Source organism: Ensifer sp. ENS06 (assembly GCF_014852205.1).
GTDB classification, from domain to species: domain Bacteria; phylum Pseudomonadota; class Alphaproteobacteria; order Rhizobiales; family Rhizobiaceae; genus Ensifer; species Ensifer adhaerens.
Window position 1 is genome coordinate 29,695 of the sequence record NZ_JACVBC010000014.1, and the last position, 25,143, is coordinate 54,837.

Here is a 25,143-nt window from a genome sequence, read left to right on the forward strand (position 1 = left end):
ATCGCGGCCATCACGCAGGCGGAGCACCCTCTTCCGCCGGACGGATGCGCAGCTTGGTAATGCGGTTCTTCACCCGCTTCATCACGATGAAGCGTTTGCCGTGGAAGGTGAAGGCCTGGCGCTCCTCCGGAATGCTCTTGGACTCGTGGATGACCAGACCGGCCACCGTCGTCGCCTCCTCGTCCGGCAGCGACCAGTCGAGCGCGCGGTTGAGATCGCGGATCGGCACCGAGCCATCGACGACGATCGAGCCATCGGCTTCCTGGCGCACGCCCTGAATGTCGAGGTCGTGCTCATCGGCGATATCGCCGACGATTTCCTCCAGAATGTCCTCCAGCGTCACCAGACCCTGAACCTGACCATACTCGTCGACGACGATCGCCAGATGCAGCTTGCGACGCAGGAACGCGTTGAGCTGATCCTTGAGGTTGGTCGTGTCCGGCACGAACCAGGGCTTCTGCGCGATCTTGACGATATCGAGGTTTTCCGGCTCGACATTGGGTTCGGCCAGCGCCCTCAGCAAATCCTTGGAATGCACGACGCCGATGATGTTGTCGGTCGACCCGCGCCAGAGCGGCAGCCGCGTGAACGGGCTTTCGAGAATATCGCGGACGCAGGTTTCCGGCGGCTCGTCGGCATTGATCGCCCGCATGCTGGTGCGGTGGATCATGATGTCGGAGATTTCAAGCTCGCCAAGATCGAGCACGCCGCCGAGCCGATCGCGGTCGGCCTTGATCACCGAGCCCTCGCGGTGCAGCAGGTCCACGGCGCCGCGCAGTTCCTCATGCGCCGACAGCATAGACATGTCGGAGGCCAGGTTGATGCCGAAGATGTTGAGCAGGCGCCGGACGATGCCGTTGACGAGGCTCGAAACCGGGCCGACGACGGCGACGAAGAGACGGACGAGCGGTGCCACGGCAATCGCGAAACGATCCGGCGAGGCAATCGCCCAGCTCTTCGGCAGTACTTCCGAGAAGATGACGAGCAGCACGGTCATGGCGAGTGTGGCGATCGCCACGCCGCTGTCGCCGAAGAGACCGATCAGCAGGCTCGTCGTCAGTGACGAGGCAAGAATGTTGACGAGATTGTTGCCGATTAGCAACGCGCCGATCAGCCGGTCGCGACGCTCGATCAGCCGGTTGACGATGCCGGCGCGCTCTTCGCCGTTGTTTTCCAGCGTATGCATACGCGAGCGCGACGCGGCGGTCAGCGCCGTCTCCGAACCCGAAAAGAAGCCCGAAAGCACAAGCAGGCAGAAGACTGACAGGATCGACAGCCAGTACTCCGCCAGGAAGGCAATGAAGGCTTCGCCGGTCATTGCGGGTGCTTTTCCCTCAGGAAGCTCAGAACCTCGGAGGATGGGACGTCATCAGCGACGAAGGACTGGCCAATACCCTTCGTCAGGATGAAGGTGAGCTTGCCGCCCTTGACCTTCTTGTCCTGGGCAATCGCGTCCATCAGCCGTTCTGCCGGAGGCAGTGTACCGGGAATTTCCGACATGCGCGTCGGCAGGCCGACCGCCCTCAGATGCGCCTCGACACGGGTTGCATCGTCGGCGCTCGCAAGGTTCATGCGCGTCGAGAACTGATGCGCCAGCACCATGCCGATCGAAACGCCCTCACCGTGCACCAGCCGGGCGCTGTCGTATTCGGTCGCCGCCTCCAGTGCATGGCCGAAGGTGTGGCCGAGATTGAGCAGCGCGCGCAGGCCATTTTCGCGTTCGTCCGCCGCCACGACGTCCGCCTTGGCCTGGCAGCTGACTGCGATCGCCTCGATGCGGGCGCTACCCCCCGCAAAGACCGCTTGCCAGTTGTTTTCGAGCCAGGCAAAGAAGTCCGGTTTGTCGATCAGCCCGTATTTCGCGACCTCGGCATAACCGGCGCGGAATTCGCGCTCGCTCAAGGTGTCGAGCACGTCGGTGTCGGCCAGCACCAGGTCCGGCTGGTGGAAGACGCCGATCAGGTTCTTGCCGCGCGGCGAATTGATGCCGGTCTTGCCGCCGACGGAGGAATCCACCTGCGCCAAAAGCGAGGTCGGTATCTGGATGAAGCGCGAGCCGCGGCGCACGATGCCGGCGGCAAAGCCGGTGAGATCACCGATGACGCCGCCGCCAAGCGCGATCACCGCATCGTTGCGCTCGATCCGGGCGCCGAGCACCGTTTCGCAGACCGGAATCAGATGTTCGAAGCTCTTGGTCTTTTCGCCGGCGGGAAGCACCAGCGACACGGCGTCGATGTCGCACTCCCCAAGGCTCGCCATCAGCGGCTCAAGGTAGCGCGGCGCGACGTTCTCATCGGTGATGACGGCCATCTTGCGCCCCTTGAGGCGGGCGGCGATTTCCTCACCGGCCGCAGCAATCAGCCCGGGACCGATCAGGATGTCGTAGGAACGGTCACCGAGGTCGACACGGACCTTGCGTTCGGCGGCAGGCATCGCATGGCTATTCATGGGTCTTCTTGTCCTGGTAGTCGATGACGGCGGTGAGGACATCCTCGACCATCGTCTCTTTCTTCACATCGCGCGACAGCACCGTCAGGTCCGCTTCGGCGTAGATCGGGTAACGCGCATTCATCAGGTTTTCGAGCGTCTGCTTCGGGTTCTCGGTCTTCAGCAGCGGCCGGGTGTCGCGCTTGTTGACCCGCTCCCAGAGCACGTCGAGCTCGGCGTTCAGCCAGACCGTCAGGCCACCCTTCTTGATCTGGCGGCGCGAGCGCTCGTTGATATAAGCGCCGCCGCCGGTCGAGACCACGCGCGGACCGCTGCGCAAGAGCCGCTTCAGCACCCGCGTTTCAAGCGCCCGGAACTCGTCTTCGCCATAGCGGGCAAAGAGATCGCTGATCGTCATGCGCGAGACGCGCTCGATCTCATGGTCGGAATCGACGAAGGGAATGCCAAGCGCCTGAGCCGTCAAACGACCGATTGCCGATTTGCCGGCGCCCATCAGGCCGATGAACACGAGATTACGTTTACCGAGTACAAGCTTCGCCCGCTCGGCAAGCGTTGCGGAAACCGGTTCGATCACGTCGTTCATTGGACTTCTTATTCCCCATTCCCTTTCGGTATCGACAAATCAGGGTGTAGCGTCAAGTCGTCGCGCGCGTCCGCTCACGGTTCTTGAACTCGGCGGAAGCGGCGTTCATATAGGTCTGGCACCCGCCACAGCGTCGCGCGCTCATTCCGAGCGCCTGAAACGCACTGGCCGTTTGAACGCCTGCATGTATCCTTGCGTCCGCTTCGATCGAAAGGCACATGCACAGGAGATTGAAATGCCGACCCTCTTCCGGTTCCTGTTCTTCTGCGCCGTAATTGCCGGGATAGTGTACGGCACGATGATCTCTCTCGTCACCTTCGTCGAGCCGACGGAGCGCGACGTCACCGTGAAGATCCCGTCCGAACGGGTGAACAAGACCCAATGAGCGATCTTTCCGCCGCCCATGTCGAGGCTTTCCTCGAAATGATGAGCGCCGAGCGGGGTGCAGCGGTCAATACGCTGCAATCCTACGAGCGTGACCTCGAAGATGCCTCCTCGCATCTGCGCACGCTCGGAACCGGGCTGACCGGGGCGACACCAGATGACCTTCGCGGGTATCTCGCCCATCTCGCCGGTCAGGGCTTCAAGGCCTCCTCGCAAGCGCGGCGGCTTTCGGCGCTCAGGCAGTTCTACAAATTCCTCTACGCCGAAGGCATGCGCGGCGACGACCCGACCGGGATCCTCGACGCGCCGAAGAAGGGACGTAGCCTGCCGAAGACGCTGAGCGTCGACGACGTCTCGCGCCTGATCGGCCAGGCGGAGACCGAGGCGGCAGCCGGCGGTACCGACCACCTCGCCAAATTGCGCATGCATGCGCTGATCGAACTGCTCTATGCGACCGGCATGCGCGTCAGCGAACTCATGTCGCTGCCCGCAAGCGTGCTCGCCCAGAACGGCCGCTTCCTCGTCATCCGCGGCAAGGGCAACAAGGACCGCCTCGTTCCGCTATCACAGGCAGCGATCCGGGCCATGCGGGCCTATGGCGAGGCGCTCGCCGAGGAGATTGCGCGCGAGGAAAGTGGCAACCGAGAGAGCCCGTGGCTCTTCCCCTCCTCGGGCAAGCAGGGGTTCCTGCCGCGCCAGGTTTTTGCCCGCGATCTGAAATCGCTGGCCGCGCGCGCCGGCATTCGCGTCGCCACGATCTCCCCGCACGTGCTTAGACATGCCTTCGCCAGCCACCTGCTGGCCAATGGCGCCGACCTTCGCGCGGTGCAGGAACTGCTCGGTCACTCGGACATTTCAACGACACAAATCTATACACATGTTCTGGAAGAACGGCTGCACAACCTGGTGCAAAACCATCACCCTCTTGCCAAACAGGCGAAAAAACAGGATTAGGACCGCCGGGCAGGCTGGTTTCGGCCCGCAGACCCTTGTCGCAAAATGATCGGAAACGCATCTCATGCACAACTATCTCGATTTCGAAAAACCCATCTCCGACCTCGAAGGCAAGATTCTCGAATTGAAGAAGCTTGCCGGCGAAGACGAGAGTGTGAACACTTCGGATGAGATCGAACGCCTGGAGACGCGCGTCCGCGACGCGATGGTCGAGATCTATTCCAAGCTGACGCCGTGGCAGAAGACCCAGGTCGCCCGCCACCCCTCGCGCCCGCACTTCCTGGATTATGCCGCCGAGCTCTTCACCGAGTTCACGCCGCTTGCCGGCGACCGCAACTTCGCCAACGACGACGCCATCCAGGCCGGCCTTGCGCGCTTCCGCGGCATGCCGGTCGCCGTTCTCGGCCAGGAAAAGGGCAACGACACCAAGTCGCGCATCAAGCACAATTTCGGCAGCCCCCGTCCGGAAGGCTACCGCAAGGCGATCCGCGTCATGGAAATGGCTGACCGCTTCGGCCTGCCGCTGATCACGCTGGTCGATACCGCAGGCGCCTACCCTGGCGTTAACGCCGAAGAGCGCGGCCAGGCGGAAGCGATTGCCCGCTCCACCGAGATGTGCCTCAACGTTCGCGTGCCGATCGTCACCGTCGTCATCGGCGAAGGCGGCTCCGGCGGTGCGATTGCGATTGCCACCGGCAACCGCGTCTACATGCTCGAGCATGCGATCTACAGCGTCATCTCGCCGGAAGGTGCAGCCTCTATCCTGTGGCGCGATTCCACCCGCGCCAAGGAAGCGGCCAGCAACATGAAGATCACGTCCGAGGATCTGAAAGCGCTCGGCGTCATCGACGGCATCATTCAGGAACCGGTCGGCGGCGCGCACCGCGACCCGAACGCGGTCATCGGCCGCACCGGAACCGTGATCGCCGACGCGCTCAAGGAACTTTCCGGACGCGATGGCGACCAGTTGCGCACCGATCGCCGACAAAAATATCTGAATATCGGCCGTAACCTCTAAGCCGGATCGGCAGTCCTTAAGCGGGAGCGGGGCGGAAATCCCACGACCTTCCCCTCGCCCGATCTGATGGCCCGCGATTGCGGAAGCGGATTTCGCAACTGCAAAGCGGAGTGTGGCCAAATCTTGGCCATATTCATGAGGTCATGAACAGCGCATCGGCAGGGCCACCCTGCAGGGTTAAGAATTCGTGAAGTATAATCGCTTAGTGATTCTCTAAAAGGCCCACCCTCGCGGACTTGGGCTTTCCTAGTCGAGTTTGGGTTTGAACGGGCCTCTGCTGATGCGTTTCTGGAACCTTTTAGCTTCCGCCGCCATTGTCGCCGCGCTTGCCGGCTGCACCAACGAAACGCTGGATGCGACGACATCGGTCGATATCAAGTCCGTCAGGAACAAGACCGAGTATCAGGTCTCTGCCCCGATGGTCAAAAAGATGAGCGAGCTCGGGATGCAGAAGCAAGCCCCGATCGCACTGCGCATCTTCAAGGAAGAAGGCACGCTCGAGGTCTGGAAGGCCAATACCGCCAACCGCTTCCAGCTTTTGAAGACCTACAAGATCTGCGCCTGGTCCGGCAAGCTTGGGCCCAAGGTGAAGGAAGGCGACCGGCAGGCGCCGGAAGGCTTCTACCCGCTCTTCCCGCGCCAGATGAACCCCAATTCCAACTACTATCTGGCGATCAACACCGGCTATCCCAACGCCTACGACAAGGCGAACGGTCGCCAGGGCACACACCTGATGATCCACGGCGCCTGCTCGTCGTCGGGCTGTTACTCGATGACCGACGAGCAGATGATCGAGATCTTTGCGCTCGCCCGCGATAGCTTCAAGGGCGGCCAGGAAAGTGTTCAGCTGCAGGCCTTCCCCTTCCGCATGACCGCGGAGAACATGGCGCGGCACCGCGACAATCCGAATATCGACTTCTGGAAGATGCTGAAGGTCGGCTACGACCAGTTCGAAGTCACCAAGCGTCCGCCGGAAGTCAATGTCTGCGAGAAGAAGTACGTCTTCAACCAGCAGGCCTCCGGCCCGTTCAATCCGGGTGGCCAGTGCCCCGCCATGTCGACGCCGCCGGCCCTGCAGGTGGCGATGGCGAGCTTCGAAAAGAGCTACCAGACCGACTACGACAAGGCGATGAAGAAGTATGACGGCATGGTCTGGTACGAACCGAGCGAAGCCGAGCGCAAGGCGATCGTCGCCAAGCAGCGCGTCGGCCGCGAACTCGCCTATGCGCCGACCGGCAACTCGCTTGACGCCGGCAAGATGATGAAGGCGAGCGATCTCGAAAAGAAGATCGCCTTGCAGAAGGAAGCGGAAGAAACCAAGCAGGCCGTCGAGATCCAGAAGAAGGAACTCGAAAAGGCGACCGATGGCGGCAAGCACGTCCCGGTCCCGGCCGCCAATCCCATTCCGCAGCCAGTGATGCAGGCGGCCGTCGAGCAGCCGAAGAAATCCTTCTGGAGCCTGTTCTCCAAGAGCGAGCCGGAATTGCAGATGCCGGCCCCGGTCGTCATCACGCCTGAACAGCAGGCTACTGCCGCACCGCTGACGCAAGCCGCCTCGGCAACGACGGCAAAGCAGGCGAAGGCGCCGGCCCCTGCCGCCCAGCAGCAGGCCGCTGCCGTGACCACGGCAACGACACCGTCAGCCGATGCGGCCGCCGAAGCGCCTGTTATGACGGAAGAGCCGCCGAAGAAGCGGCCGTTCTGGAAGATCTGGGGCAATTGATGCCGGACGAACAGAAGATCGTCTATGACCTGAGGGGGCTTAAATGCCCCCTTCCCGTTTTGAAGACGCGTAAACGCATGACTTCGCTGGCGCCGGGCGCTTTGCTGGAGATTGAGACCACCGATCCGCTGGCGGTGATCGACATTCCGCATTTCTGCAACGAGGACGGCCACAAGCTTGTAGAGGCCGCACCCGCCGACGGCGGCCACCGGTTCCTCATCCGCAAGGGCTCGTGAGACGCCACGTCTGCCGCGCGGCAACGCTTCGATTACTGAGGTGATTTAGAACCGCATGCCTGGCACGGCGAGCGGATTGTCGGACAACGCTTGGGCGTCTGGCCGGTCGATGCGCGGCTTGCCGGTGAAGGCGTCGAAGAGGTCGCGGACGAAGGCCTCTTCCAACCCCTTGGTGATCAGCACCATGCGCGTGCGACGGTCGTTCGGGTCCGGCCAGGCGGCGAGCCGCTCCGGCGTGTGGAAGACGTTCTGCACGCCATGCAGCACCAGCGGCCGGTCCGGCCTGTCGGCAACCGCGACGATCGCCTTCATCCGGAGCAGCTTCTCGCCATGCGCCGAGCGCAGGAGATCGATGAACATGTCGAGCGCCATAGGCTCGATCGGCCGGTCGTGCACGATGCTGAAGGAGCGGATGTCGCCGCCATGTCGCGTCACATCGTGATGGTGATGATGATCGTGACCATGATCATGGTGGTGATCGTGGTCGTGATGATCGTGACCGTGGTCATGGTCATGGTCATGATCATGGTCATGATCATGATCATCGTGGTCGTGGTGCGCTTCGTCCTGCAGCCAGCGGCCGACATCGGCGATCTTCGACGACGGGTCGTAGAGGCCACAATCGAACAGCTCTGCGCGCCCGGCTTCGGCGCTGTCGCCATCGATCAGCGGCGCGCGCGGATTGAGCGCGCGGATCCGCGCCGTCAGCGCATCACGCTCCGACGTTTCGGCAAGGCCTGTCTTGCTGATGACGATGCGATCGGCAACGGCAATCTGCTTCAGCGCTTCTTCGTGGTTGGCGATCGTCTGCAGGCCGTTGACGGCGTCGACGACGGTGACCACGCCATCTAGCCGGAAGTTCTGCGCAATGATCGGATTGCCGATCACCGATTGCAGCACTGGCGCTGGGTCGGCAAGGCCGGTGGTTTCGATAACGACGCGCTTCAGCGGCCTGATCTTGCCGGTCTGCATGCGGTCCATGAGATCGGCAAGCGTATCGACCAGTTCGCCACGCACGGTGCAGCAGAGGCAGCCGTCGGAAAGCTCGATGACCCCGTCGCTGGAGGCTTCCACCAGCAGATGATCGATCGACACGTCGCCGAACTCGTTGATGATAACGGCCGTATCCGAGAGATCGGGATCCTTCAGCAGCCGGTTGAGCAGCGTCGTCTTGCCCGCACCGAGGAAGCCGGTAAGGATCGAGACCGGCACCGCCGACAAGGGACTAACCATCATGCACTCCGATCAGAAGGTCGGCCGCGGCACCGGGATCGGCACATTGGCGACATCGCCCTGGCCGACCGGGTCGCCGGCAAGCTTCGGCGCTTTTTCGCCGCTGCCGGCGATCAGCCCGGCGAAGGCAAGCTTCAGCGGCCGGTTGATTTCGTGGATATAGGGCGAGAGCAGCTTCTGGCGGCCGGCTTCGTCGCGGCCCTCGCTGCGAACCTTCGCGGCCGCCTTCGAGCAGATCTGCTTGCTGACATCGGCCACCATGTCGCGCGTCTCGCCATAGGCCGGGATCTGCACCAGCGACGGCTTGCCGTTGCCGTTCGTCGTCAGTGCCATCTGCAGGAGCCGTGCGGACTCATCCGCACGCGCACCGAGGCTGTCCTCGCCGAGCACGACCGAGACGACGCTGCGCCCCTCGCGGGTGGCGGATGAAACCTGGTTGAAGCCGGAGGCGCAGATGAAGCCGGTTTTCATGCCGTCAGCCCCTTCGAAGCGGCCGATCAGCATGTTGTAGTTCGGATAATCCTTCTTGCCGGTGGTGAAACCTTCCAGCGAGAAATAGGAGGCGTATTGCGGAAACTCGCGCTTGAGCGTGATCGCGAGTACCGCAAGGTCGCGGGCGGTCGTGTACTGGCCGGGACCAGGCAGACCGTTGGGATTGATGAAGTTCGAGGAGGTCATGCCGATGCGGCGGGCCTCGGCATTCATCCGCTCGATGAAGGCGGGCTCCGAACCGGCGACCGTTTCGGCGATCGCGACCGCAACATCGTTTGCCGACTTCACCAGCATCATCTTCAGCGCGCTGTCGAGCGTCATCGCCTGGCCGGGCTTGTAGAACATCTTGCTCGGCGGCTCGGCGGCGGCGTTCTTGGTCATGATGACCGGGCTCTCGAGCGTGAGCTGACCGGACTTGATGGCGCGGAAGGCCGTGTAGGCCGTCATCAGCTTGGTCAGCGACGCCGGATACCATTTCTGGAAGATATCCTGGTGCTCGTAAACCTTCAGCGAATTGACGTCGACGACCAGCCTTGGATTGGCCGCAGCCGGCAGCGCCGCAAGAAGCGTGGCGCATGTCGCCGCCGTCACTCCGAGCGCCTTCATCTTGCCACGCGTGAAAAATCCTGCTGTCACCACGATAGGACCTCGAAAATCCGCTGTTGCCTCGTCTCGTCCGGCTATTTAGCCTATATGGCGAGGAGATGGCAAAGCCCATTCACGGGCAGTCGTGCCAATCCACACCGATACGCAGATACAATTAGTGATCGAACAGACCGACAGGACGAAACGATGCCGATACTTAACCGTGCCGCCGAGCTCCAGAATGAAGTCACCGAATGGCGGCGCCACCTGCACAGGAATCCGGAGCTCCTGTTCGCGGTCGAAAATACGGCAGCCTTCGTCGAAAAGAAACTGAAGGAGTTCGGCGTTGACGAAATCGTGACGGGGCTTGGCCGCACCGGCGTCGTCGGCCTCATCCGCGGCAATCTCGGCGCGGGCCGCACCATCGGCCTGCGCGCCGACATGGACGCGCTGCCGATCACCGAGACGAGCGGCAAGGACTGGGCCTCTGAGACATCCGGCAAGATGCATGCCTGCGGCCACGACGGCCACACGGCCATGCTTCTCGGCGCGGCGAAGTATCTCGCCGAGACCCGTAACTTCGCCGGCCAAGTCGCGGTGATCTTCCAGCCTGCCGAAGAAGGCGGCGGCGGCGGCAACGAGATGGTCAAGGACGGCATGATGGAGCGCTTCGCCATTGCCGAAGTCTACGGCATGCACAACATGCCGGGCATGCCCGTCGGCCAGTTCGGCAGCCGCGTCGGCCCGATCATGGCCTCGACCGACGAGTTCACCATCACCATCAAGGGCCGTGGCGGCCATGCGGCCCAGCCGCACAAGACGATCGACCCGATCATCGTCGGAACGCAGATCGTGACCGCCTTGCAGACGATTGCGTCGCGCACAGTCGATCCGCTCGCCTCCGTCGTCGTCTCCGTCACCAAGTTCAATGCCGGCTTCGCCCACAACGTCATTCCGCAGGAAGCCGTGCTTGGCGGCACCGTGCGCACCCTCATGCCTGAGGTGCGCGAGATCGGCGAAAGCCGCATCCGCACGATTGCCGAGGGTGTTGCCCAGATCTACGGCGCGACCGTCCAGGTCTCCTACAACCGCAACTATCCGGTAACGGTGAACCATGCCGACGAGACCGGTTATGCCTTGCAGGCGGCAGCCGAGATTGCCGGTGCCGGCAATGTCCAGCCGTCGCTCGATCCGATGATGGGCGGTGAGGATTTCTCCTACATGCTGCTTGCCCGCCCCGGCGCCTTTATCTTCATGGGCAACGGTGACACCGCCGGGCTGCATCACCCGGCCTATGACTTCAACGACGAGGCGATCCCGCACGGCATTTCCTACTGGGTGAAGCTCGCGGAAACGCGACTTGCCGCCTGAGGCACGGTTGGGAGGCACGATGCATCAGATCGACAAGATTGACCGACGAATTCTCAACATTCTCCAGGCGGACGGCCGCATCACCAATCTGGAGCTTGCCGATCGCATCGGCCTGTCGCCGACCGCGACCAGCGAACGCCTGCGCCGGCTGTTGAAGGAGGGATACGTCTCGGGCTTCGGCGCGCGATTGGACCCGCAGAAGCTCGGCTTTGGGCTGCTGGTCTTCATCGAGGTCATGCTCGACAAGACGACGCCCGACGTCTTCGACCAGTTCGCCGCCGCCGTCAAACAGGCGCCGGCCGTGCTCGAATGTCACATGGTCGCAGGCGGCTTCGACTATCTGGTCAAGACGCGGTTCGAGGACATGGCGGCCTACCGCAACTTCCTCGGCCAGGTTCTCTGGACGCTCCCGGGCGTCAAGGAGACCCGCACCTATGCTGTCATGGAAGAGATCAAGAACGACGGGCCGCTGCCGCTGGTGTGAGCCTCTGTCGCAGAAAAATAAAAGAACGGCCCGGGATCTACACAGATCCCGGGCCGTCTGCTTTCAGCTTAGGCGGCGTCCTGCAGCGATGCCATGTCGATGACAAATCGATAACGCACGTCGCTCTTGACGACGCGTTCATAGGCTTCATTGATCTCTTGGATGCGGATCGTTTCGATTTCCGAGACGATGTCGTGTTCGCCGCAGAAGTCGAGCATTTCCTGGGTCTCCTTGATCGAGCCGATCATCGAGCCGGAAATGCTGCGGCGCGCCGGCACCAGCGAGAAGGCATGCACCGGCACGGCGTTCTCCGGAATGCCGACCAGCACGAGATCGCCATCGACCTTGAGCAGGTTGAGGTAGGCGTTCCAGTCGATCTCGGCTGCAACCGTGCAGATGATCAGGTCAAACGTGCCCGCCAGCGCCGTGAACGTCTCGGGGTCGTTGGTGGCATAGTAGTGATCGGCGCCGAGCTTCAGCCCGTCTTCCTTTTTGGAAAGCGTCTGGCTGAGAACGGTCACGTCTGCGCCCATGGCATGCGCCAGCTTGACGCCCATATGTCCGAGACCGCCCATGCCGACGATCGCGACCTTCTTGCCGGGACCGGCCTTCCAGTGGCGCAGCGGCGAATAGAGCGTGATGCCGGCGCAAAGCAGCGGTGCCGCAGCGTCGAGCGGCAGGTTCTCGGGGATCGACAGAACGTAGCCTTCCTTGACGACGATGCTGTCGGAGTAGCCGCCCTGGGTCGGTGTCTTGCCGTCGGCTTCGACGCCGTTGTAGGTCACGACCAGGCCGGGCATGTAGTGTTCCAGATCCAGATCGCGGGTAGCGCAGGTGGTGCAGGAATCGACGAAGCAGCCGACGCCGGCGCGGTCGCCGACCTTGAACTTGGTCACCTTGGAGCCGACCGCCGTGACGATGCCGACGATCTCGTGGCCCGGAACCATCGGGAACGCCGAGTTGCCCCATTCGTTGCGGGCCTGGTGGATGTCCGAGTGGCAGACGCCGCAATATTTGATCTCGATCACCACGTCGTCGTCGCGCGGTTCGCGGCGTTCGAAGGTGAAGGGCGTCAGCGGCTTCGACGCATCGGTCGCCGCATATCCTCTTGCAATGGCCATCAGTCTGTCCTCATTTTGGGAAAGGGTGCAGGTCCGGAGGGAGCCCGGCCTGACGCATCAGGACTATGAGGGTGCGCACGCTGCAAGCGTTAGAGCGATCCTGCAAAGTTTTTGCACGATCCTACAAGATTGACAGCGACATCCTGGAGATGGCACGTCGAGACCCTATCTGAGCGTTGCCTCGCACAACGCTAAGCCGCTGGAAAGACCTGAGATTATGACAGCCACGCGACAGACCGCCCGTCCCGAGATGATCGACGTCATTGCCCGGTTTGCCAAAACCGACGGTGATCACATGACGCAGATTGCCGGCCTGAGCCTGCACCGCCACGGCGGCGACGCCCCGGTCAACTGCTCCGCCTACAGGCCGAGTTTGGCGATCATCGTGCAAGGAGCAAAGCGCGTGGTGCTCGGCGAAGAGACGCTGATCTACGGCGCCTCGGATTATCTGCTGACGTCGATCGACCTGCCGGTTCTGTCCCAAGTCTGCCAGGCCTCTGCAGACGAGCCCTATCTCAGCATGGCCTTCACGCTCGATCCCGGTAAGATCCAGGCGCTGCTTGCGTCCCTGTCGCAGCTGCCGACACCCGCCGCCTCCGTGCGCGGCATGAGCGTCAGCAAGATCACTGTCGAACTCGAAGATGCCGCACTTCGCTTGCTGCGTCTGCTCGAGCGGCCGGACGATATCCCTGCGCTGCTGCCACTGATCGAGCAGGAAATCCTCTACCGGCTTTTGACCGGGCCGCACGGCCATCGCCTCAGACAGATGGCGACGACCGACAGCCAGCCGCATCAGGTCGGCCGCGCAGTCGCCTGGCTGAAGGAACACTATTCGCGGCCCTTGCGGATCGACGATCTCGCCAACCGTGTTTCCATGAGCGTCTCGTCGCTGCACCATCACTTCAAGGCGATCACTGCGATGAGCCCCCTGCAATACCAGAAACAGCTTCGGTTGCAGGAGGCCCGGCGGCTGATGCTGGAGGAGAGTCTCGACGCCGGCGATGCCGGCCATCAGGTGGGTTATGAAAGCCAGTCGCAGTTCAGTCGCGAATATGCCCGCCATTTCGGCGAGCCACCGATGCGCGACATCGGCCGCGTGCGCCGCTCGCTGCTCGAACGGCTTGCTCCGCAGGCGGAGCTGCTGAGCGAGGGCTGACGAGGCGCCCTCGGTTCCGCTGGCGGCGTATCAGCTTCGCTCGATATCCCGCCTAAGCACGATCGAGGTGGTCAGATCCTCGACATTGTCCATCGTCGCCACCTCGTTGCGCAGCTCGTTGAGCGCATTGATCGAGCCGACCTCGACCTCGACGACGAGATCCAGCTGGCCGCTGACGGAGGACACCTTGCGGACCGTAGAGAAACCGGCAAGCCGGTCGAGCACGCCGATCGATGGCGTGCGCTTCAGCGTCACCAGCAGAAAGGCCTGAATCGTGCCCTCGTCCAGCTGGCCGATATCGGCGCGATAGCCGCGAATGACGCCGGCCTTTTCCAGTCGCGTGACCCTCTCGGTCGTCGCGCTTCTGGAGAGCCCGATCCGGCCCGCCAGCGACTTCATCGGAATCCGCGCCTCCTGCGACAGAATGCTGAGGATGGTGCGGTCGATCGCGTCGATGTCCTGCATGTCCCCTCCTCCGTGCCCGCCGACAAGATGACGGTTATTATAAACATAGTGCCGGTGCAACCGGCATATTGCCGGATGCATCGGAGCACTGCCCATGCAAATCTCGTCATCGAGATGAGGATCCCCATGAACGATATGCTGAAGACCACGCCCGACTTTTCGACCGAAGCGGCAGCCGCCTTGCTGAAGGAGCATTACGGCCTCTCCGGCGCACTCTCGCTGCTTGCCAGCGAACGCGATCAGAACTTCAAGGTCGAGGCTGAGGACGGCAGCATCTCCATTCTGAAGATCATCAATGGTGCCGAGCCCGAGGTCGAAAGCGATTTCCAGACCGCACTGCTCAGCCACGTCGGCGCCCATGCCGCCGACCTGCCGGTGCCGCATATCCGCCCGACGCTGTCAGGCGCGAGCCTTGCTTCGACCACGAGCACGCGCGGCGTCACCCACCGCCTGCGGCTCGTCAGCTGGGTAGAGGGCCTGCCGCTTGCCGAAACCGGGCGCAACGATGCGGCGCTACAGTCGCTCGGACGGATGCTCGGCCGCTTCGATGCCTCGCTCAAGGGCTTCATGCATCCGGGCGCGCTGCGCGATCTCGACTGGGATATCCGCCATGCCGGCCGCTCGGCCGACCGGCTGCACCACGTCACCTCGGCCGAAGACCGTGCTTTGCTCGAACGCTTCCTTGTCCGCTTCGAAAAGACCGTGGCACCACGACTTGCAACCCTTCGTGCCGCCGTCATTCACAACGACGCCAACGATTGGAACGTGCTGGTCGATAAAGTCGATCACGACACCATTTCCGGCCTCATCGATTTCGGCGACGCCCTGCATGCGCCCGTGATTGCAGAGGTGGCGATCGCCGCCGCCTATGCCGGGCTCGACCATCCTGATCCGATCGGCGCCGCTGCGGCAATCGCCCGCGGCTTCCATGCGGAGTATCCGCTGGCGGAAGAAGAGGTCGATCTGCTCTTCGATCTCATCGTCATGCGCCTCGTCACGTCGGTCACGATCTCGGCGTCCCGCCGGGCGCACACCGACGACAATCCCTATCTCGCGATCAGCGAACGGCCGGCCTGGACGCTTTTGCGCAAGCTCGACCGAATGAACCCGCGTTTCGCCACCGCCATCCTGCGGCATGCCTGCGGCTTCGAGGCAGCACCCGGCGCCCGCAAGGTTGCCGCCTGGATCAACGCGAACCGCAAGTCGCTGAAACCGCTGCTCGAACGCCCCGCCGCCACCTATCCGGCAGCGCTCGTCCCCTATGGCGACCCCACCCACCCGATGACGGTGAAATCCGCGGGCGAAAAGCCGGATGAAGCCCAGGCGATCTGGGAGGACTATTGCCGCGCACATGGCGTCGCGCTCGGCATCGGACCCTTTGGCGAAGAACGCACCGTCTATGCCGGTGAAATGTTCGTCTCGCGCTTCATCGATCACACCCGCCGCACCCGCCATCTCGGGCTCGACCTGTTCATGGCCGCCGGCACCAGGCTCTACACCCCGCTTGCCGCAACCGTCGTCAGCGTCGAAATCGAGAAGGACCCGCTGGGTTATGGCTGCCTGATAGCACTTCGCCACGAGCCGGACGGATGCCCGCCCTTCGTCACGCTCTGGGGTCATATGGCGCACGAGGCCATGGGTCGCATCAAGGCTGGCGACCAACTCGAAGCCGGCGCACTCGTCGGCGAAATGGGCGCGCCGAAGGAAAACGGCGGCTGGGCGCCGCATCTGCATCTGCAGCTTTCGACCGACACCAGCCTCTCGGCAACCGAGATCCTCGGCGTCGGCGAGCCGCAGTTCCTCGACGTCTGGGCCGAACTCTTCCCCGATGCGCGCACCTTCGCCGGCATCGCCAAGGAGTTCTACGAGAAGAAAGGTCGTTCGCACGAAGAAATCGTCAAGCGCCGCAAGGAACTGCTCCTGCCGAACCTCTCGATCTCCTACGACAAGCCGATCAAGTTCGTGCGCGGCGAAGGCGTCTGGCTGATCGACGACAGCGGCCGCGCCTATCTCGACTGCTTCAACAATGTCTGCCACATCGGCCACGCCCATCCAGCGGTCATCGAGGCGATGGCAAAGCAGGCGGCGACCCTCAACACCAACACCCGCTACCTGCACGACAACATCGTCGCCTACGCCGAGCGGCTGACGGCAACGCTGCCGAAGGAATTGACGGTCGCCGGCTTCGTCAACAGCGGTTCCGAGGCCAACAGCCTGGCGCTGAGGTTGATGCGCGCTCATACGGGCCGCGAGAATGCGATCACGCTCGACTGGTCCTATCACGGCACGACCCAAGAGCTGATCGACATCAGCCCTTACAAGTTCCGCCGCAAGGGCGGCAAGGGGCCGAAGCCGCACGTCCACGTCGCCGCCGTCCCGGACGGCTACCATGCGCCGGCCGATTGGCCGGCCGAGGAACACGGCAAGCGGTTTGCCGAAAGCGTCGCGGAGCTGATCCAGGCGATGCGGGCCAAGGGCGAAGGTCCGGGCTTTTTCATCGCGGAATCGATCCCGAGCGTCGCCGGCCAGGTGTTCCTGCCGGAAGGCTACCTGAAAGAAGTCTATCGCCTCGTGCGCGAAGCCGGCGGCGTCTGCGTCGCCGACGAGGTGCAGGTGGGCTTCGGCCGTGTCGGCAGCCATTGGTGGGCGTTCGAAACGCAAGGCGTCGTGCCCGATATCGTCACCATGGGCAAGCCGATCGGCGACGGCCATCCGCTCGCCGCCGTCGTCACGACGCGCGAGGTGACCGACAGCTTCAACAACGGCATGGAGTATTTCAACACCTTCGGCGGCAACCCGGTCTCCTGTGCCGTCGGTCTTGCGGTACTCGACGTGATCGAAGGGCAGGATCTGCGCGGCAACGCGCTCTCGATCGGCAACTATCTGATCGACGCCTTCCGCGCCATGCAGTTCCGCTACGAGGTGATCGGCGACGTGCGCGGCATGGGGCTGTTCCTCGGCATCGAGCTTGTGTCCGACCGCAAGACCAAGGCGCCGGCCACCGAATTCGCCCGCGCCGTCTCCAACGGTGCCCGCCGCCGCGGCGTGCTGATGGGCACCGAAGGTCCGCATGACAACGTTCTTAAAATGCGTCCGCCAATGATCTTCTCGAAACGCGATGCCGACCATCTCATCGCCGTGCTCGAAGAAACCTTCGCGGATGTGAGCAGCAAGCTCGGCTGACGCCGGGCGCGATACCGCCGAACCATAACCGACCAGCCGGGATGTAAACCCATCCCGACAGCGAAGACGCATGCCCTAAAACAATGAAAGAGGAGAACAGGACAATGAAACTTGGAGTGAAACCTGGAGTTCTGGCACTGGCGAGCGCGGCGTTTCTTGCCGGCACCGCCGCCAACGCCGGCATGCTCGACGTCATCAAGGAACGCGGTGAGCTTCGCTGCGGCGTCAGCCAGGGCGTGCTCGGTTTTTCCGCGCCCAACGACAAGGGCGAATGGGCGGGCTTCGACATCGATTTCTGCCGCGCGGTCGCAGCCGCAGCACTCGGCAATCCCGACAAGGTGAAATACGTGCCGCTCTCGACCAAGGAGCGCTTCACCGCGCTGCAGTCGGGCGAGGCCGACCTGCTTTCGCGCCAGACCACCTGGACGCTGTCGCGCGACACCGATCTCGGCATGAGCTTCGTCGGCGTCAACTACTATGACGGCCAAGCCTTCATGGTGCGCAACGATCTCGGCGTGAAGAGCGTCAAGGAACTGTCGGGCGCCTCCGTCTGCACCGAGACCGGCACGACGACCGAACAGAACATGGCGGACTACTTCGGCGCCAACAACATCCAGTACCAGGTGGTCGCCTTCGAAAAGGCCGACCAAACGATCCAGGCCTTCAACACCGCCCGCTGCGACGTCTATTCGACCGACGCTTCTGCGCTCTATGCCCAGCGCCTGACGCTGAACGACCCCGATCGTTTCGTCGTGCTGCCGGAAGTCATCTCCAAGGAGCCGCTCGGTCCAGCCGTCCGCCAGGGTGACGATCAGTGGTTCAAGATCGTGCGCTGGACGCTGTTCGCGCTGACCGAAGCCGAAGAACTCGGCATCACCAAGGACAATGCCGCAAAGCTTCTCGAAAGCGGCACGAACGCCCAGAAACGCTTCCTCGGCATCGAGAACGAAGCCGGCAAGTCGCTGGGGCTCGATCCGAAGTGGGCCTACCAGGTGGTTTCCGCCGTCGGCAACTATGGCGAAGTCTTCGAACGCCACCTCGGCAAGGACAGCCCGCTGAAGATCGATCGCGGTCTCAACAAACTCTGGAGCCAGGGCGGCCTGATGTACGCCCCGCCGGCACGCTGATCCCCAGGAGCAGTTCCGGCAAAATCTCCCGTTTGGAATTGCTCATCCAAGGAAAAGCGCCAACGAGACGCCGCGGCCCTCCCCGCGGCGTTTTCGCTTACCAGCCTTCCTCCAGCACCCGGCCCAGCATGTCGGCGAAAAAGTCGGCGCTCTCGCGGGATAGGCAGAGCGGCGGCTTGATCTTCAGCACGTTCAGGTGGTCGCCGGTCGGCTGCATGATGACGCCGAGATCGAGCAGGCGGTCGCAGATCGCCGCCGTCTCCTCGGTCGCCGGCGACAGGGTCTCCCGATCGCGCACGAATTCGACGCCGAGATAGAGTCCCATGCCATGCACAGCGCCGATCAGCGGGAAGTGCTGCCCTAGCGCTTCGAGCCGCGCCTTCAGATAGCCGCCGACCACCTGTGCGTTTTCCGGCAACCGTTCTTCGGTCAGGATATCCAGGACCACCTGCCCGACGACGGAGCTCACCGGGCTGCCGCCCGAGGACGAGAAGAAGTACCCCTCCTTCTCCAGCGCATCGGCGATCTCGCGGCGGGTGATGACGGCGCCGAGCGGATGGCCGTTACCCATGCCCTTGGCGACGGTAATGATATCGGGCACGACGCCCTGCTCCTCGAAGCCCCAGAAATAGTCTCCGAGGCGGCCGTACCCGACCTGCACCTCGTCGGCGATGCAGACGCCGCCGCGGGCCCGCACCATGGCATAGACCGCGTCGAGATAGCCCTTCGGCAGCGGAATACCGCCGGCATTGCCGTAGACCGGTTCGCAGATGAAGCCCGCGACCTTCTCGTCCGCCGCGTCCAGCTCGGTCAGTTTCTTGACGACGGAGCGCACATAGCTGTCGGTCGTGTCGGCGCCGCGGAACTCGCCGCGATAGGTGTTGGGCGCGGTGACCGGATGTACCCAGGCCGGGCGGGTTTCGAGCGCCTGCGGATTGTCGGCGATCGAGGTCGACACCGCGTCGCTCGCGACCGTCCAGCCGTGATAGGCCTCGAGCAGGCTCACGATGTTGCGCGCGCCGGAATAGGCCCAGGCGAGCCGCAGTGCCAGATCGTTCGCCTCCGAGCCGCTGTTGACCAGAAACACCGTGTCAAGCCCATCCGGCGCGAGCGCTGCAAGCCGCGTCGAGAATTCGGCGACGGAGGCATAGTGAAAACGCGAATTGGTGTTGAGCAGCGACCATTGCCGCCCCACCGCGGCTGCAAGCCGCGGATGCCCATGGCCGAGAATGGTAACGTTGTTGACCATGTCGAGATAGCTGCGGCCCTCGATGTCGAACAAATGGTCCTTCCAGCCGCGCTCGATCTGCGGTGGTTTCAGGTAGTAGTTCTTCTGCGGCTTGGCGAAGTGCTGCTGGCGGCGGGCAAGCAGTGTTTCGCTGTGCGGCTCCGGCCCATCGCATTCGAAGCCGAGGACGCCGGCCGGCGACGGGCACAGGTGCTTCCACGCCGCCGCCTGACGCGGCACGACGAAAAGCGGAGGCACGAGACCATGCTCGCGGCAAAGCTGGACGCGGATCAGGCCGTAGGAGTGCTGTTCACCGGAGACGACGCCCAGCACGGCACCAGCAACGATCGTCTCCTCGAGGTCGGCACCGGCTTCCACGCCCTCGAGAAACAGGCTGGCTTCGGCACCTTCGAGCACCAGCAGCCCGTCCTGCCGGACGATACGGGCGGCAAAGGGAGCGACAATCTCGCGACCGGCCTCCAGGCAGATATCGACATGCAGTGCGAAGGTGGCATCGGGCTTCGGTGACCGCAGCTGGGTCTCCGTCATCCGGTATTCGCCATAGCGCGTGGTCGCGATGCCGATTGCATGGGCGGCGTGTTGCAGCAGCGAGATCGGCAATCCCTGGTGCTGCCAGCGCTCCTCTGGCAACAGCGGGCTCAGGATCGAGAGGTCGATCTGGCGCACGTCAGTGGGGCCGAGCCCCTGGATCAGGCTCTCACCGGTCACTCGGGCCGATACCGGGGCGAAGCCGACGGCCGAAAGAATGGCGTGCTCCATCAGCGCAGAAGGCACCGATGACGCGACCTCGAAGATCTCCCGCTCATGCGCGGCATTGCCCTCGACGTAAGCATTGTCGGGCTCGCGGGAGAGCTGGTGTTCGGAGCTTGCGACCAGCACCGCAGCGCGCGCGACGATCAGCGGCCAAAGCGCCTTCAGTTCCACCTCGGTCAACGGGCATGCCGCATGAAACGCCTTGACCGCGGGTAGGATGAACCAGGGGTCTCCATCCGCATGATGCAGCAGCGAGGCGCAGGTGACAGCGAGTTCGGCAGCCAGCCAGCCATTGAGGATATCGCCGAAATCGATGACGCCGTCCGGCATCGCCCGGCCGGCGGCGTCGAGCCGGCTGACCACATTGTCGTCGGTGACGTCATGGTGGATCGCCTGGGTCCTGAGTTCAGGGGTAAGCGGCTGCAACCGCCGCATGGCGCCGACCATCAGTTCAGCGATGCGCTTCTTGCGCTGCTGGTCCGCCATATCGGTAAGCAGAGGCAGGACGACGGGGCCGGCGCGCCTCAGATCCCATTGCAGTTCCCGCTCGAGCCCCGGATGCTCGAAGTCCTCCAATGCCGACGCGAGCTGACCCGCCAGGCCGCCGAGGGCAGCCACGGCTTCGCGCGAAAGATGTTTGCGCCGGGTGAGCGGTTCGCCTTCGAGATAGGTGAGCAAGCGGATGCGATAATCCGCGCCGCGGACGGCAACGCTCTCGATCGCCTCGCCCTTGAGAGAGGGCACGACCTCCGCAACGCGTGCCGTCGGCAGACGTTTGCCAAGGTGCCGCAAGGCCGCATTCTGCGCTTCCAGTTCCAGCGGCTCGTATTCCGCCCGGCAGATCTTCAGCACATAGCGCCGCTCGCCGGTGTCGAGACGGTAGTTGCGGTCCTGCTGGCTGCCGAGTTCGCTGATCGTGCCCGACAGGCCATAGTGTTCGGCGAGCAGCGAACGCGCCTCCTCGGCGCCGACATCGGGTCTCGGGAGCTCGGTGCGAAGCTTCAGCGGGTCCTCAACCATGATCTCGTCATCCTCCCCTTAGGCGGTCGATCCTCCGAATCGACCGGAATGTTGTCGAGAATAGAGCGGGATCAAGGAAAAGATGTGCGGTTTCCCGATTACACCCACCCGCAACCTACTGCGACATGCCTTCGAGCCGATAGCGCGTGCCGGGATAGAGCAGCCGCGCCGTCGTCACATTGCCTGCGTCCGACCATGTGCGGCGCCGGATCATCAGGCACGGTTCGTTGCGGTCGATGCCGAGCAACTTGCATTCCCAGAGCTGCGGTGCGACCGCCTCGACGATCTGCTCGGTGCGGGTGATCGGCGCCATCGCCGTCAGATAGGCGTTCGGCGTCATCGCCTGGAAATCCTGCTCCAGATAGCGCGGGCAGATCGCCGGATTGACGAAACGATCCTCGATCTGGATCGGCAGGCCGTTTTCCGAGTGCACCATGATCGAATGGAAGACGCGGGCGCCGGTGGCAAGCCCGAGTGCATAGCCGATGTCAGGCGTCGCGACCTCTTCCTTGAGCAGCGTCATCGACGACGTATGGGCGTGGCCACGTTCATGGATCTCGTCGGCAATGTTGCGGACTTCAAGCAGCGCGGTGCTGCCCTTGTGCGCGGCGACGAAAGAACCGACGCCCTGCACCCGCGTGATCGCGCCTTCGGTTGCCAGCTCCCTGAGCGCCCGGTTGGCGGTCATGCGGCTGACGCCGAGGTCGGCGACGATCTCGTTTTCCGAGGGGATCCGATGATGAGCGGGCCATTCACCGCTCTCGATGCGGCTGCGGATAAACTGCTTGACCGCCTCGTAGCGCGGCATCGGGCCGTCTTCGAAAGCGATTGTCTCGTTCCGTTTTCCCAGTGCCGTCATCAACTCAAGCCCCGCCTTTCCGCGCCGCCGAACAAATCATGCGCATTCGCCCTCGAATCTTTTCGTTCATTTCACGCTTGCGCGCCAGCGTAAAATATCTATAGTTCCATATACAACTACGTACAGGAAAATGCACATGGCTAGTTTTCCCGTCAACCGGATCTTTGCAGAACGGGCTCTCCTGCCCGGCGGCTGGGCCGAAAACGTCGCGATTTCGCTCGACGCTTCCGGTCGCATCGCAACGATCGAAACCGGCACCACCGCCGCTAGCGGCGACGAGCGCACGGCCGGCCCGCTGATCCCGGCGATCGCCAACCTTCACTCCCACGCCTTCCAGCGCGCCATGGCCGGCCTTGCCGAAGTGGCGGGCAGCGGTGACGACAGCTTCTGGACCTGGCGCGAGGAAATGTATCGCACCGTCGGGCTGGTAACCCCTGACGACGTCGAGGCGATCGCCGCCAAGCTCTATATGGAAATGCTGAAGGGCGGTTTCGGCCACGTCGCCGAGTTCCACTATCTGCACCACCAGGCCGACGGCACCCCCTATGCCGACTCGGCCGAAATGTCGCTGCGCATTCTCGCTGCCGCCCGCACGACCGGCATCGGCCTCACGCATTTGCCTGTCTTCTACGCCCACGCCAATTTCGGCGGCGTCGCGCCCAATCCCGGCCAGCGGCCGTTCCTGCACGATCCTGATCATTTCCTCGCACTGCTTGAGCGGCTCGCGCCGCTCTGCCGCGACGCCGGCCATACGCTCGGCTACGCAATCCATTCGCTGCGCGCCGCAACGCCCGAGGAGATGCGCATCATCCTCGATGCCGCACCCGTTGCCGGTCCGATCCACATCCATGTGGCCGAGCAGACCAAGGAAGTCGACGACAGCCTCGCCTGGAGCGGCCGCCGCCCGGTCGAGTGGCTGCTCGATGAAATGCCGGTCGACGCACGCTGGTGCGCAATCCACGCAACGCATCTGACGGAAAGCGAACGGCAGCGTCTGGCGCGTTCGGGCGCCGTTGCCGGCCTCTGCCCGGCGACCGAGGCCAATCTCGGCGACGGCATTTTCCCGGCGGTCGATTTCATGGCCGAAGGCGGCGTCATTGGCGTCGGCACCGACAGCCACGTGGCGACCAGCGTCGCCGAGGAGTTGCGGCTGCTCGAATACGGCCAGCGCCTGCGCGACCGCCGCCGCAACCGGCTGGCCACCGGGCCGGGCGCCTCGATCGGCCGAACCATCTTCGACGCGGCGCTCAAGGGCGGCGCCCAGGCCGCCGGTCAGAAGGCGGCCGGCATCACCGTCGGCGCGCGCGCCGATTTCGTCGTGCTTGACGGCAGCAATCCCTACATCGCCGCCGCCACCGACAACCAGATCCTCGACCGCTGGCTCTTTGCACTCGGCGGCGAGACTGTCCGCGACGTCATGGTCGCGGGCGCGTGGAAGATCCGGAACGGACGCCACGACCGGGAGGACGATATCGACCGCGCCTTTGCGCGGGTGCTGATGAAACTGAAGTAATCGTCAAAGCCAAAAATCAAATCAGGGAACAGCTTAATGTCGAACAAATTGAAACTCACCCTGGCCGCAACCGGCCTCGTGCTCGCGGCCTCCACCGGCAGCGCCAGCGCTTCGTATTGCGGCGACGGCAAGACCGTCATGTTCGCCGGCATCGATTGGGAAAGCGGCGCCTTCATCACCGAAGTGATGAAGACCATTCTTGCCAAGGGCTACGACTGCCAGGTGGATTCGATCCCCGGCAACTCGGTGACGCTGGAACAGGCAACCGCCAACAACGACGTCCAGATCTTCGCCGAGGAATGGCTCGGCCGTTCGGACGTCTGGAACAAGGCGGTCGAGGAAAAGAAGGTCGTCGCCGTCGGCAAGACCTTCGTCGGCGCCAGCGAAGGCTGGTTCGTGCCGGAATACGTCATCAAGGGCGATGCGTCGCGCAGCCTTGAAGCCAAGGCGCCGGACCTGAAGAGCGTGTCGCAGCTCTCCGATCCGAAGATCGTCGAGCTCTTCGCCGATCCGGAAGAGCCCAGCAAGGGCCGCTTCCTCAACTGCCCTTCGGGCTGGACCTGCGAGGGCGTCAGCTCCGCCAAGCTCGAAGCCTACAAGCTCGGCGAAACCTATGTGAACTTCCGCCCGGGCACCGGCACGGCGCTCGATTCCGCCATCACGTCCGCTTACCTCCAGGGCGAACCGATCCTCTTCTACTACTGGTCGCCGACGGCGATCATGGGCAAGTTCAAGCTCGTGCAACTCGAGGAGCCGGCCTATAGCGAGGAGTGCTGGAAGGAGCTTTCGAGTGCCAACGGCAAGCGCGAGCAGGGCTGCGCCTTCCCGTCGGTCGACGTCTCCTACGGCGTCAACAGCACCTTCGCGCAGGAAGCCCCTGAAATCATCGCCATCCTCGAAAAGGCGACTTTCCCGCTCGACGCCGTCAACGGCAGTCTCGCCTACATGGCCGACAACAAGGTCGACGCGACGGCAGCGGCCGCCGAGTTCCTTAAAACCAAGGCCGATGTCTGGGGCAAGTGGGTTTCGGACGAAGCCCGCGGCAAGATCGAAGCCAGCCTCAAGTAATCGCGACCAGCCGCTGACTTGGGCTTCATCGCCGCGTCTAACGCGGCGCAGGAGCTTGATCCGGCGGCCGGCCACATACCCGTGGCAAGTGCCGCCGGCGGCCGATCTGTGTCCGCTG

Annotated in this window: 21 protein-coding genes; 12 read left to right on the top strand and 9 right to left on the bottom strand. The window is 63.4% G+C overall.

The genetic code is table 11. The annotated features are described in order from the left end of the window. Positions 1 to 10: 10 nt before the first annotated feature. Genes IB279_RS30460 through IB279_RS30470 form a run of 3 tightly spaced genes read right to left on the bottom strand, consistent with a single transcriptional unit; the run spans position 11 to position 3,031 of the window. A complete protein-coding gene (locus IB279_RS30460; protein ID WP_034806542.1) occupies positions 11 to 1,318 on the bottom strand; it encodes an HlyC/CorC family transporter in 1,308 nt (435 codons plus the stop codon). Then, on the bottom strand, positions 1,315 to 2,448 hold the full coding sequence (gene aroB, locus IB279_RS30465; protein WP_112771825.1) for a 3-dehydroquinate synthase: 1,134 nt from the start codon (positions 2,446 to 2,448) through the stop codon (positions 1,315 to 1,317). The genes IB279_RS30460 and aroB overlap by 4 nt, the downstream gene beginning before the upstream one ends. Then, the gene (locus IB279_RS30470) at positions 2,441 to 3,031 is read right to left on the bottom strand and encodes a shikimate kinase (protein WP_112771824.1); all 591 of its coding nucleotides are present in this window, start codon (positions 3,029 to 3,031) and stop codon (positions 2,441 to 2,443) included. Before IB279_RS30470 ends, aroB begins: the two co-directional genes overlap by 8 nt. 235 nt (positions 3,032 to 3,266) lie before the next feature. On the opposite strand from IB279_RS30470, the gene IB279_RS30475 reads away from it, so the two are divergent. The 5 genes from IB279_RS30475 (at position 3,267) to IB279_RS30495 (ending at position 7,346) form a co-directional block, all read left to right on the top strand. Beyond that, positions 3,267 to 3,416: a hypothetical protein gene (locus IB279_RS30475; protein WP_034806731.1), complete on the top strand. Its 150-nt coding sequence runs from the start codon at positions 3,267 to 3,269 to the stop codon at positions 3,414 to 3,416. Further along, positions 3,413 to 4,369 (top strand): site-specific tyrosine recombinase XerD, encoded by a 957-nt coding sequence (xerD, locus tag IB279_RS30480; protein WP_112771823.1) that lies wholly within the window; start codon positions 3,413 to 3,415, stop codon positions 4,367 to 4,369. Before IB279_RS30475 ends, xerD begins: the two co-directional genes overlap by 4 nt. Before the next feature lie 64 nt (positions 4,370 to 4,433). Beyond that, the gene (locus tag IB279_RS30485) at positions 4,434 to 5,387 is read left to right on the top strand and encodes an acetyl-CoA carboxylase carboxyltransferase subunit alpha (RefSeq protein ID WP_034806530.1); all 954 of its coding nucleotides are present in this window, start codon (positions 4,434 to 4,436) and stop codon (positions 5,385 to 5,387) included. Between the two features lie 280 nt (positions 5,388 to 5,667). Further along, positions 5,668 to 7,110 carry a murein L,D-transpeptidase family protein gene (locus IB279_RS30490; protein WP_192340467.1) on the top strand — a complete coding sequence of 481 codons (1,443 nt, stop codon included), beginning with the start codon at positions 5,668 to 5,670 and terminating at the stop codon, positions 7,108 to 7,110. After that, positions 7,110 to 7,346 (top strand): sulfurtransferase TusA family protein, encoded by a 237-nt coding sequence (locus IB279_RS30495; RefSeq protein ID WP_060518528.1) that lies wholly within the window; start codon positions 7,110 to 7,112, stop codon positions 7,344 to 7,346. Before IB279_RS30490 ends, IB279_RS30495 begins: the two co-directional genes overlap by 1 nt. Before the next feature lie 45 nt (positions 7,347 to 7,391). Here the strand turns inward: IB279_RS30495 and IB279_RS30500 are convergent, their stop codons facing one another. Then, positions 7,392 to 8,579 carry a GTP-binding protein gene (locus IB279_RS30500; protein WP_192340469.1) on the bottom strand — a complete coding sequence of 396 codons (1,188 nt, stop codon included), beginning with the start codon at positions 8,577 to 8,579 and terminating at the stop codon, positions 7,392 to 7,394. A gap of 12 nt (positions 8,580 to 8,591) precedes the next feature. Beyond that, positions 8,592 to 9,662, bottom strand: a complete 1,071-nt coding sequence (locus tag IB279_RS30505) for a D-alanyl-D-alanine carboxypeptidase family protein (RefSeq protein WP_060518655.1) — start codon at positions 9,660 to 9,662, stop codon at positions 8,592 to 8,594. 201 nt (positions 9,663 to 9,863) lie between these two features. On the opposite strand from IB279_RS30505, the gene IB279_RS30510 reads away from it, so the two are divergent. After that, complete coding sequence (locus IB279_RS30510) at positions 9,864 to 11,027, top strand: M20 aminoacylase family protein (protein ID WP_034806520.1); 1,164 nt, start codon at positions 9,864 to 9,866, stop codon at positions 11,025 to 11,027. A gap of 19 nt (positions 11,028 to 11,046) precedes the next feature. After that, positions 11,047 to 11,511: an Lrp/AsnC ligand binding domain-containing protein gene (locus IB279_RS30515; protein WP_034806518.1), complete on the top strand. Its 465-nt coding sequence runs from the start codon at positions 11,047 to 11,049 to the stop codon at positions 11,509 to 11,511. A gap of 68 nt (positions 11,512 to 11,579) precedes the next feature. Here the strand turns inward: IB279_RS30515 and IB279_RS30520 are convergent, their stop codons facing one another. Continuing rightward, positions 11,580 to 12,632 carry an NAD(P)-dependent alcohol dehydrogenase gene (locus IB279_RS30520; RefSeq protein ID WP_060518530.1) on the bottom strand — a complete coding sequence of 351 codons (1,053 nt, stop codon included), beginning with the start codon at positions 12,630 to 12,632 and terminating at the stop codon, positions 11,580 to 11,582. Between the two features lie 217 nt (positions 12,633 to 12,849). On the opposite strand from IB279_RS30520, the gene IB279_RS30525 reads away from it, so the two are divergent. Next, positions 12,850 to 13,788 carry an AraC family transcriptional regulator gene (locus IB279_RS30525; RefSeq protein WP_060518532.1) on the top strand — a complete coding sequence of 313 codons (939 nt, stop codon included), beginning with the start codon at positions 12,850 to 12,852 and terminating at the stop codon, positions 13,786 to 13,788. 30 nt (positions 13,789 to 13,818) lie between these two features. Here IB279_RS30525 and IB279_RS30530 read toward each other — a convergent pair whose 3' ends face one another. Next, positions 13,819 to 14,253, bottom strand: a complete 435-nt coding sequence (locus tag IB279_RS30530) for an Lrp/AsnC family transcriptional regulator (protein ID WP_043617453.1) — start codon at positions 14,251 to 14,253, stop codon at positions 13,819 to 13,821. A 126-nt stretch (positions 14,254 to 14,379) separates the two neighbouring features. Here IB279_RS30530 and IB279_RS30535 point away from each other — a divergent pair, with 126 nt between their 5' ends. Beyond that, positions 14,380 to 17,436 (top strand): aminotransferase class III-fold pyridoxal phosphate-dependent enzyme, encoded by a 3,057-nt coding sequence (locus IB279_RS30535; RefSeq protein WP_192340471.1) that lies wholly within the window; start codon positions 14,380 to 14,382, stop codon positions 17,434 to 17,436. A gap of 104 nt (positions 17,437 to 17,540) precedes the next feature. Beyond that, a complete protein-coding gene (locus IB279_RS30540) occupies positions 17,541 to 18,563 on the top strand; it encodes an amino acid ABC transporter substrate-binding protein (RefSeq protein WP_181529550.1) in 1,023 nt (340 codons plus the stop codon). A 97-nt stretch (positions 18,564 to 18,660) separates the two neighbouring features. Here IB279_RS30540 and IB279_RS30545 read toward each other — a convergent pair whose 3' ends face one another. Continuing rightward, positions 18,661 to 21,585, bottom strand: coding sequence for an aminotransferase (locus IB279_RS30545; protein ID WP_112771819.1), 2,925 nt, complete (start codon positions 21,583 to 21,585; stop codon positions 18,661 to 18,663). A 115-nt stretch (positions 21,586 to 21,700) separates the two neighbouring features. Next, positions 21,701 to 22,444, bottom strand: coding sequence for a histidine utilization repressor (gene hutC, locus IB279_RS30550; protein WP_192340473.1), 744 nt, complete (start codon positions 22,442 to 22,444; stop codon positions 21,701 to 21,703). Between the two features lie 136 nt (positions 22,445 to 22,580). Here hutC and hutF point away from each other — a divergent pair, with 136 nt between their 5' ends. Together hutF and IB279_RS30560 are read left to right on the top strand one after the other, a co-directional pair. Beyond that, entirely contained in the window at positions 22,581 to 23,957 is a 1,377-nt protein-coding gene (gene hutF / locus IB279_RS30555) for a formimidoylglutamate deiminase (RefSeq protein WP_060518540.1), read from the top strand. 36 nt (positions 23,958 to 23,993) lie between these two features. Next, positions 23,994 to 25,025, top strand: coding sequence for an ABC transporter substrate-binding protein (locus IB279_RS30560; protein ID WP_089044502.1), 1,032 nt, complete (start codon positions 23,994 to 23,996; stop codon positions 25,023 to 25,025). Positions 25,026 to 25,143: the final 118 nt, after the last annotated feature.